The sequence below is a fragment of the Pseudohaemophilus parahaemolyticus genome (assembly GCF_938021905.1).
Classification (GTDB): domain Bacteria; phylum Pseudomonadota; class Gammaproteobacteria; order Enterobacterales; family Pasteurellaceae; genus Haemophilus_A; species Haemophilus_A parahaemolyticus_B.
Window position 1 is genome coordinate 1 of record NZ_CALIFA010000052.1, and the last position, 7,370, is coordinate 7,370.

Consider the following 7,370-nt stretch of genomic DNA (forward strand, 5'->3'; position numbering starts at 1 on the left):
AAAAAAGCCACGAGGAGATTTCGTGGCTAATTCATTAAGGAATATACAGATGAATCAATTATTAACGATTACGAAAGAAAACGCAAGTACTTTGACAATGAGTAGTCGGGAAATTGCGGAGTTGTGCGAGAAGCGTCACGATAACGTATTGAAATTAGTACGTGAATTGATTGAAAGGGGTCTCCTAAAAAATACGACACCCCATTCCTACATTCATCCGCAGAATAATCAACGTTATTTTGAATTTTTTTCAGATAAGCGAGACACCCTTGTAATTGTCGCTCGCTTATCGCCTGAATTTACCGCCGCTGTAGTCGATCGCTGGCAAGCGTTGGAAAATCAACAAAAACCAAACGCACTTATTCCGCAATCTTTTTCTGAGGCGTTGATGTTAGCCGCTCAGTTGCAAGCAGAAAAAGAGCGCAATGCACCTAAAGTCGCTTTTGTCGATCACTATGTGGAAGTGGGGACGAGTAAATCATTTCGTGAGACGGCGAAGATTTTAAAAATACCTGAGCGTGCATTGGTCAATCGCTTGGTGGAAGATAAATATTTGTATCGTCAATCAGGCGTGCTTTTGCCTTATCAATCGGCTCACACGAAAGATCTTTTTACGGTTAAAACAGGCACCGCTGAACACGGTCACAATTACACTCAGACGCGCGTAACAAGCAAAGGCATTGAATTTATCGCGTCACGTTATGCTTCGGAGTTGATGCTATGAGTATGCGATTAATGGTTCAAGCAATGAATTGTAAGGTTGGCAATCCTGCTAGAAAACTTGTGCTTTTAAAACTCGCTGATAATGCCAATGATGATGGAATTTGTTTCCCAAGTTATCAATACATTGCCGATAAATGCGAGATGACCCGACGTAGTGCAATCAGTCACATTGAATATTTAATCAAAATGGGATTAGTAAGCAAAAAAGAACGTAAAAATAAAGATGGTTCCATCTCAAATTTATACTTTTTACACCTTGAACAAGGTAGTGAAAATTTTGCACTGGGTGGTGAAAATATTTCACTAGGTAGTGAAAATTTTGCACTAGGGGGTAGTGAAAATATTTCACCCATAACCAGTCACTCTTTAGAACCAGTCAATGAACCTAAAAAAACTACGCAAAAAAGCGAATCCGAAATGTTGCTTGAGCGGTTTGGCATAACAGGACAGCTTGCTAAAGATTTCATTACTCACCGAAAAGCGAAAAAAGCGCCAATCACAGAAACGGCAATGAATGGTTTTCTGAGAGAGGCAAACAAAGTACGGCTATCAGTTGCAGAATCGGTGGCAATATCCATTGAGCGGAATTGGCAAGGGTTCAAGGCTACTTGGTATTTGAAAGACAAGGAATTGCAAAGCATTAAACAACCTCAATCATCGAATACTTTTGCAGATGATGGTTCTTGGGCAATCGGCAGACTAAACCCACCCAACATAACTACTAAAAATAATCCAACATAAATGGGAAAAATTTGGATGAAGTGGGAAGAAATGAGAAAGGCGAAATGAAATAGAGTTACACATAGAGAAAAAGAAAACCCAGCGACTTTTTACGGTCACTGGGTTTGTTTTTTAGGATTGGGCAAACATATCGAACTGCCGTTTGGCAATTTCTTCTTTCTGCACGCGTTTGACGATTTTGTAGATCCATTGCAAAGATAAACCATACTTCTTAGCAAGGTAGGCGTGATTATTGCCAGTGAACTCGTTGAAAATTTGCTTTTCACGCTCACAGGCGAAAAGCGACATTGATTTCGGCACATACACATTCAAACCGCCCCAGTTGTAGCCCGTCTTCAATGCCACAATCATGCCGATATTTTCCGCAGTTTCCGCGTCCATTTCAGGGTAACATTCACGCACCGCCATTACCGTATATTTCGCCAAATCTACCAATAAATCAGGGGCTTTGGTTTGAAAGTCATTATTGTCAAATTTGGCTTCATTCATCATTTACCTACTCGTTTTTTCCACTGTTTTAGTTGCTCAATAATAGACGCGGTTTGCTCGCTATCTAGCTCACGCCAGTCCGCAATCTCGGCATAATAGCGCTGCACAAACGCATTCAACGCTGCCGAACTACTTTCCTCAGCCACTGCTTTCCACACTGCCCACAATTTCCGCTGAACGGCGGAAAGCTGTGAAACATCATGCGGTAAGCGAATTTTTGCACCTTTTTGTTGTAGTATTTTGACCAGTTTCACTAGCTCTGAATAGCTTATATTTTTCGCAGAATTTTGGTAGAATTGTTGAGATAATAGACTTCGATACGTCTCATCGTCCATTCCCAACTGACTTTTCCCAATATGCACCAGCTGCAATAATCGTTTTCTCATCGTTTACCTCTTAAAATTGCTTTCAATCTTTGTAAATTACTTTCCGCTTGTGCCTTTTCCAGTGCCATTTCTTCTACACTTTTTGGCGGTGGTGGCGGAAGCTCAGGATATTCACGCTGTGGCAAGGCTTCTAGCAGTTGTTTTGGTGTGGGGAACCAATCACAAGTCTGCCCAAGTGTCATAAATGCCGTCTCAAACCGCACCTTATCCAACTCCATATCCCACGACTTTTTATAAGTGATCACCCGATACCACGCCTCCAGTGTTGGCTGTATCACATCTTCCGTTGGCGAATTTTTTAGGCGTAACAGCAATAACATTGCCACGCCTTGAGCTAGCACAGGTTTTAGCCATTGATTGTTTTGCCCCATTCCAACGCTCCTTTAATTGCGTTCATTTTATTGCTTGCAAGCGGTCGATTTTGCTCAGGATTTTGCACAGCCACCGCTGTGCCGATAGGCTTGTAGCCTGCAATAATTTCCAACAAATAACCATGCGACTTCATCGGAAGGGTAAAATTGACACGGCTCGCCATCATTTGGTTAATGGCATAAATCCACGCCTCAGGCGGTGCAGGAAACTCACGCCCATCACGTTTGATAGTCTTAGCCTGTATCATCGGTGTGAGTTCGCCCAGCAAGGTTGCCACACGGTCGAACGTGAGCGAACTTTTCGCAGGACGAAACAGCCCCAAATAACGAATTAAGGCTTCGCCTAACTCACCACTCACCAACAATGCCGCATTTAAGGCATCACTTGCTGCCTTGTTGGCAATCAACGCATCCAACGAATGCAACGCTCCACACGCACTACATTTCACTTTCATTTTCGGTTCTCCTAATACAAGAAAACCGCCCAAAGGCGGTTTAGTTAGCAAGTTGGATCAAAATGTTGAACATATTTAGGTTCTTCATTTGTTTCCAGTATTTTTTGAATAACAGGATCATCAGTAAAAATCATTTTTGCTAATCCCATCAATAATGGATCAATGCCTTCTTTTTTATCGATATGCCCATTAGTTGCCCAATCCCCATCTTCATCTCGAAAGAAATCAAAGTGAAGCGTAGCCATAAAACCATTTTCAATTTCGGGAGCTAACTTAATCATATCATTCCATGTTTTTGTTAGAATGACTGGCATTGTAGCCATTAAATCAGTCACAATATTGCTTACTGCATTCGGTGGCTTGGGTTTATAATTAATACCTATTTTGAACGTTAAATCGTCTTTTGTTGGTTCAAGTTCAATGTTGATGATAGAGATATAATGGTTTGTCACAGTCTTACCCCCATTTTCATCAAAATCCCCTTCGCATTCTGCACATAAATACTGGCGTGCATTATTTCTTCTTTATCTAGCGATTTCTCCGCCCGCTCAAGTTGAATAATCGCTTGGCGAAGTTGCATTTTTAAGGCTTCTAGTGTGGAAATCATTGTCTTTTCTCCCGTTTACCTTGCCACGTTTTGCAGTAGGTTTTGCGCGTGTTGCACCACTCACGTTGTTTGAGTGTTACCGCTTGTTTTGCCGCTTCTCCCCACAATTCACCAGCTCGGGCATAATTACCCGAACGCTCCATTGCTGCTGCGGTTTCAGCCGCTTTACGATAGGCTTCTTCGAGTACATCTCGATCTACTTTTGGTCGTCGGCTCATTTTCGTACCTCCTCATCATTCGGCTTAATGACAAACTCTTCCACACCCTCGCGAATGGTCACGCCCGAAATAGAGCGTGCAATATCAGGCTCGGCAAGCATCGCTTCCTTATTGAGCTCTTCTTTTGTGCGAATAAAGCGGAACAGCCCCAAATTGCGCAGGCTTTCTAAAATGCCGTCAATGCCTTTGGCAACCACTGCAGGCGGTTTGGCACGCCATTGTACTTCGCCGGTGGTAAAGTAAGCCGTCTTCTGTTTGCCTCCGTTAGTAAGTTCTAAACGACGACTTTCACAAAACGCTTGCACCGCCTTTTGTAACGGCTTCACCTGCTCTTTAAGTGCGGTCAATTGCGCCGTGTATTTTTCATCAACCGCTGCTTTCTCGTCCGCTTGCTGGGTGGTCAATCGCACCTGCTCACGCTCTAAATCGCCGATCTGTTTAATCGCCAACGCCACTTCATCTTGGGTTTGCAAGGCAATTTCTTGTACTTCGCTTTTTACTCTTGTTGCGCGTTTAGCCATTGTTTGTTACTCCTTTTTGGCAAGTATAAGGATAAAAATCTGCGTTAATTTTTGGGGTTAGGCTGCTGTTGGGCGAGCGGAGGTAAACCACTCCGCTGATACAAAGTTCAGAATAAGCCCACGTTTGCTTTTGTATCATTCCATCATCACAGCCAACCAACAAAAATGCGGATAAAATTAAGGTTGCTTTCTTCATATCGCCCCCTAAACCTGCATCACCACATCGCCATTCACTTTCGGCACGCCCAAACTTTCCGCTAAATTCATCGCGGCGGTGAGCAAATTGTTTACTGCAAGTGGATAAAGCAGGCTGGTGGTGGTTTTATTTCTGCCCACCGCCGTTAAGCGTTGTCGCACCGCTAAAAACGCATCTTCATCAAAAATATCGCTGAGTTTTTTGCCCACTTTTGCTAAGCGGAACGCCACATAGTTTTCCAACTCTGCATCAAGGGGTGCGAGTTCCACCACTTCACAGCGTTGCACCACTTCGCGGACTTCGGTGTTGCGTTCGGAAAGTTTCAGCTTCAACTCAGGCTGACCAATCAACACAATCGAAATCAGCTTTTTAAAGCCATCTTCCAACTCAAAAAAGCGTTTCAAGTGTTTAAGCGTAGGAATTGGCAAGGAGTGCGCTTCTTCGATGATTAGCACGTTCGAATAGCCCGATTTACAGCTTTCTTTCAACACTTGATGCAACTGGCGAAAACGTGCTTCAGGCGAACGCTTCACGCTTTGCAGTGGGGCAAGGGTGGAAATAATCGCTTCGGCAATATGGGCTGCTTTGAGCGTTTTGCCCTTGATGTCGTTGTCTTCCATCGCGATAATGTAAGGCTCAATCACCGCAATCGGAGCGTTTTCGGCACGAATGCGGTCAATCAAACCCCGTCTGAGTGTGGATTTACCTGCACCACTTTCACCCACCACCGCCATAAAACCACCGTGCTTGGCGGTTTGATAAAGCGACTCCCGCACATAACGAATGTCGCTGGTGACGAAAACTTCATCAGCCGAGCGAATATCGACGGAAAAAGGGTCAATCGGTAATAAAAAATGTTTCTTAGTGGCTGGAAATAAAGCCTGTTTTGCGAGTAACATAATCTCGTCCTTAATTTCTCGTTTGGTTTTAAGGGCGGAAGCGGCAGGCTCGGTCGCCAAACTTTCCCCTGTCGCTTCCTTTTCTAATAGCGTTGCAAGCGGTTGGTTTATCCCAATCTTTTGCAAAGACGCCATTAAACTCTTCTCAAATGCCGCCCACTCCCGCACCCGTTGATTATGGTTTATCAACTGAGAAATGGTTGCAGGCGACACATTCATCATCTGTGCTAACTGCCTTAAGCTCACGCCCTTATCAATCAGCACCTGTTTTAACTTCAGCATAAAATGCTCCTTCAATCAGTCCCCCTCTTTTGTAAAGAGGGGTTAGGGGAGATTTTGGTGGTTAAGCGGCAAGCAATTTCAAATGCGAGGTTTTAGGCTCTGGTGCCACAAACTCCGCTTTAAAATCTTCAAACCCTAAGCTCAACAGCCGTTCCGCTTCAAGTGGCGGCACGCCTTGTGGGTATCTGCCATTCACCCATTGATAACACTCACCGTTCCACAACTCACCCCAGCGAGCCTTGCCATTTTTGGCAAATTCCACCACCGACATCGGTTTTTGCTCCACCCGTCGGGCGTTGGTGGTGAGTTCGTGTTCTTGACCTTTTTTCGGCATATACCAATTTAAGTCCGTGTTCTCAATGTGTTGATATGGATTGATCTCCCCATTAAATAATGGTTTGTTGGCTTTCTTCGCTCGTTTCAACTCATCTTCGGTTTCCACACCATAAGCCAGTTGCTCCGCCTGTTCCTTGTTGGTTTCAAATGCCGTTTTGCGGTGGGCTTTGTATTCTTCGCCGATGATTGCAGCATCCACACGGAAGCCTAGTTCGTTGATTTTCACAGGCTCCAACACCACCCAGTAAGGTTTCAGGCTCATCGAGCCATCATCAGCAAACACTTGCTCAAAGCAGTGCACCTGCACACATTCAGGGCGATAAGGATTTTTGCCCACCGTGATTTTCTCGCCAATTTTCACATCAGGTACATCACGTACATCATATCGGTGATTTTCAAAGCTGATTTCCAACTTATCGGTCACCAAGCGTTCTGTGAGTGCAGTAATCATCAGTTCTTGGCAAATCTCACGGCTGGGTGGATAAATTAAATCCTTAGCGTGAATTTTCTGCCACGCGGAATAACGGGTCATACCGTGGCGGCTATGCACCGCTTTGGCGTTGAAATACCGCGTCCACTGGTGGGCAAGCTGATTGAGTTCTGCCAAGCCACTCACGTTCATAAACCGCAAACCGCTTTCAAATTGACGCTCTACAATATCATTGCCTTTGCCAGTCTCTTTCAGGTAATACAGCACACACAAAGACGGGTCAATTTGCCAAACGTGGTTCGGGTGTCGGCTTTGCAACTGCACCACAGGGGCAGGGCGTAACAGCTGGTCAGGGTGCAAATTGGCATTGCGTAATGCACGCTCCACTGAACTTGCCGAATAAGGGCGAACCTCGCCTGTTTTCTCGTCCACAAACTCCGCTTTCACTTTGTCATTGGCGCGCAATATGTCCAAAATCCGCTCCAACGTTGCCATGGTTTTGCCGTTTTTGCGCCGTAGGTGTAACCAGGCGGCACTAATCAATTTCAGCTCATTCGCATCCATTTGATGTTTCCCCTTGTCTGACCGCACTTTGCGACCACTCGCTGGGCGGTAGGGTTTAATTTGCCGAAGAAAGGTGGCTCGGCTTAAACCGGTGAATGCACAGCCTTCTTCAATAATTTTTTCCTTCTCGCCAAAGCCTGCTTTCTCCACAC

Annotated in this window: 13 protein-coding genes; 2 read left to right on the plus strand and 11 right to left on the minus strand. The window is 44.8% G+C overall.

All coding sequences use genetic code 11. The features are described 5' to 3' along the window. Positions 1-49 precede the first annotated feature (49 nt). Entirely contained in the window at positions 50-724 is a 675-nt protein-coding gene (locus QMF79_RS04865; protein WP_281772971.1) for a phage regulatory protein/antirepressor Ant, read from the plus strand. Next, complete coding sequence (locus QMF79_RS04870; RefSeq protein WP_048950799.1) at positions 721-1,464, plus strand: helix-turn-helix domain-containing protein; 744 nt, start codon at positions 721-723, stop codon at positions 1,462-1,464. The genes QMF79_RS04865 and QMF79_RS04870 overlap by 4 nt, the downstream gene beginning before the upstream one ends. A gap of 111 nt (positions 1,465-1,575) precedes the next feature. Here the strand turns inward: QMF79_RS04870 and QMF79_RS04875 are convergent, their stop codons facing one another. The 11 genes from QMF79_RS04875 to QMF79_RS04925 all read right to left on the minus strand — a co-directional run bounded on the left by QMF79_RS04875 (position 1,576) and on the right by QMF79_RS04925 (position 7,368). Continuing rightward, positions 1,576-1,953: a Mor transcription activator family protein gene (locus QMF79_RS04875; RefSeq protein ID WP_032827592.1), complete on the minus strand. Its 378-nt coding sequence runs from the start codon at positions 1,951-1,953 to the stop codon at positions 1,576-1,578. Then, positions 1,953-2,339, minus strand: a complete 387-nt coding sequence (locus QMF79_RS04880; protein WP_005661830.1) for a regulatory protein GemA — start codon at positions 2,337-2,339, stop codon at positions 1,953-1,955. The genes QMF79_RS04875 and QMF79_RS04880 overlap by 1 nt, the downstream gene beginning before the upstream one ends. Next, positions 2,336-2,710 (minus strand): hypothetical protein, encoded by a 375-nt coding sequence (locus tag QMF79_RS04885; RefSeq protein ID WP_005661833.1) that lies wholly within the window; start codon positions 2,708-2,710, stop codon positions 2,336-2,338. Before QMF79_RS04885 ends, QMF79_RS04880 begins: the two co-directional genes overlap by 4 nt. Continuing rightward, on the minus strand, positions 2,686-3,165 hold the full coding sequence (locus QMF79_RS04890; protein ID WP_005661835.1) for a hypothetical protein: 480 nt from the start codon (positions 3,163-3,165) through the stop codon (positions 2,686-2,688). The genes QMF79_RS04885 and QMF79_RS04890 overlap by 25 nt, the downstream gene beginning before the upstream one ends. Before the next feature lie 44 nt (positions 3,166-3,209). Next, the gene (locus tag QMF79_RS04895; RefSeq protein ID WP_005661837.1) at positions 3,210-3,617 is read right to left on the minus strand and encodes a hypothetical protein; all 408 of its coding nucleotides are present in this window, start codon (positions 3,615-3,617) and stop codon (positions 3,210-3,212) included. Beyond that, positions 3,614-3,772, minus strand: a complete 159-nt coding sequence (locus tag QMF79_RS04900; protein ID WP_162836963.1) for a hypothetical protein — start codon at positions 3,770-3,772, stop codon at positions 3,614-3,616. The genes QMF79_RS04895 and QMF79_RS04900 overlap by 4 nt, the downstream gene beginning before the upstream one ends. Beyond that, positions 3,769-3,990 carry an ANR family transcriptional regulator gene (locus tag QMF79_RS04905; RefSeq protein WP_005661841.1) on the minus strand — a complete coding sequence of 74 codons (222 nt, stop codon included), beginning with the start codon at positions 3,988-3,990 and terminating at the stop codon, positions 3,769-3,771. Before QMF79_RS04905 ends, QMF79_RS04900 begins: the two co-directional genes overlap by 4 nt. After that, positions 3,987-4,511 (minus strand): host-nuclease inhibitor Gam family protein, encoded by a 525-nt coding sequence (locus QMF79_RS04910; RefSeq protein WP_048950801.1) that lies wholly within the window; start codon positions 4,509-4,511, stop codon positions 3,987-3,989. The genes QMF79_RS04905 and QMF79_RS04910 overlap by 4 nt, the downstream gene beginning before the upstream one ends. Beyond that, positions 4,504-4,707, minus strand: coding sequence for a hypothetical protein (locus tag QMF79_RS04915; protein ID WP_005661848.1), 204 nt, complete (start codon positions 4,705-4,707; stop codon positions 4,504-4,506). Before QMF79_RS04915 ends, QMF79_RS04910 begins: the two co-directional genes overlap by 8 nt. A gap of 8 nt (positions 4,708-4,715) precedes the next feature. After that, complete coding sequence (locus tag QMF79_RS04920; protein WP_005661850.1) at positions 4,716-5,888, minus strand: AAA family ATPase; 1,173 nt, start codon at positions 5,886-5,888, stop codon at positions 4,716-4,718. Between the two features lie 61 nt (positions 5,889-5,949). Beyond that, complete coding sequence (locus QMF79_RS04925; RefSeq protein ID WP_281772972.1) at positions 5,950-7,368, minus strand: transposase; 1,419 nt, start codon at positions 7,366-7,368, stop codon at positions 5,950-5,952. Positions 7,369-7,370: the final 2 nt, after the last annotated feature.